This is a genomic window from Mesorhizobium sp. M7A.F.Ca.CA.004.04.2.1 (assembly GCF_004022825.1).
In the GTDB taxonomy this organism is placed as follows: domain Bacteria; phylum Pseudomonadota; class Alphaproteobacteria; order Rhizobiales; family Rhizobiaceae; genus Mesorhizobium.
Genome location: NZ_RZPH01001286.1, coordinates 1 through 1,420, shown reverse-complemented (window position 1 = coordinate 1,420; position 1,420 = coordinate 1). Strand labels below are relative to the sequence as shown.

General features: G+C 61.3%; 2 protein-coding genes. Both read left to right on the top strand.

The window, feature by feature from the left end; all coding sequences use genetic code 11:
• On the top strand, positions 1-957 hold a 957-nt coding region (gene lipA, locus EN893_RS33905; protein ID WP_128362171.1), incomplete at its 5' end, for a lipoyl synthase.
• 12 nt (positions 958-969) lie between these two features.
• Positions 970-1,420 (top strand): type II toxin-antitoxin system RatA family toxin (locus EN893_RS33900; RefSeq protein WP_164901377.1); only part of this gene is annotated, 451 nt, incomplete at its 3' end.

The window sequence follows — 1,420 nt, the reverse complement described above, 5'->3', positions numbered from 1 at the left end:
GTCCTCGATACGATCGCCAACGCCCCGCGCTTGCGGCATCCGGAAAAGGCGCACAAGCCTGATCAGGATGTGCTGCGCAAGCCCGACTGGATCCGCGTCAAGGCGCCGATGTCGAAGGGCTATGCCGAAACGCGCGAAATCGTCAAATCGCACAAGCTGGTGACGGTCTGCGAAGAGGCCGGCTGCCCCAACATCGGCGAATGCTGGGAAAAGAAGCACGCCACCTTCATGATCATGGGCGAGATCTGCACGCGCGCCTGCGCCTTCTGCAACGTCGCCACCGGCATTCCGACAGCACTTGACCCGGATGAGCCGGCCCGCGTCGCGCATGCGGTCAAGCAGATGGGCTTGACCCATGTCGTCATCACCTCGGTCGACCGCGACGACCTCGCCGATGGCGGTGCGCAGCATTTCGCCGAAGTCATTCGCGCCATCCGGGCGGCAACGCCGCTGACGACGATCGAAATCCTGACGCCCGACTTCCTGCGCAAGGACGGCGCGCTGGAGATCGTCGTGGCCGCCAAGCCCGACGTCTTCAACCACAATCTCGAAACCGTGCCATCGAACTATCTGACGGTACGTCCGGGCGCCCGCTATTTCCATTCGATCCGGCTGCTGCAGCGGGTCAAGGAGCTCGATCCGTCAATCTTCACCAAGTCCGGCATCATGGTGGGGCTGGGCGAAGAACGGAATGAAATCCTGCAGCTGATGGATGATCTGCGGTCCGCCAATGTCGACTTCATGACCATCGGCCAGTACCTGCAGCCGTCGAAGAAGCACCATCCGGTGATCCGCTTCGTCACTCCGGAGGAGTTTAAATCTTTCGAGACGATCGGCCGGACCAAGGGTTTCCTGCTGGTGGCGTCCAGCCCGCTGACGCGTTCGTCGCATCACGCCGGCGACGATTTCGCCAAGCTGCGTGCGGCACGGGAAGCGATTCTCAAGAAAACAGCCTAACCCGCTGGTTTCATGCCAAAATTCGAAGCCACCCGACGCGTATCCCATACACCCGAGCAGATGTTCGCGCTGGTCGCCGATGTTGAATCCTATCCGCAATTCCTGCCGCTTTGCGAAGCGCTGACGGTTCGCTCGCGCAAGGAGCGTGACGGGCGCACGGTTCTGCTTGCCGACATGAGCATCGGCTACAAGGCGATCCGCGAAACCTTCACGACGCAGGTGCTGCTGAAGCCCGCCGAGAACACCATCGACGTGAAGTACATCGACGGGCCCTTCAAATATTTGAGCAACGTCTGGCGTTTCGAAGCGGACGGCGCCGGGTGCACCGTCCGCTTCTTCATCGACTACGAGTTCAAGAGCCGTATTCTGGGCGCGGTCATGGGGACCATGTTCGATCGCGCCTTCCGCATGTTCGCCGAAGCCTTTGAGAAGCGCGCCGACGTCATCTACGGTGCAGCACCCC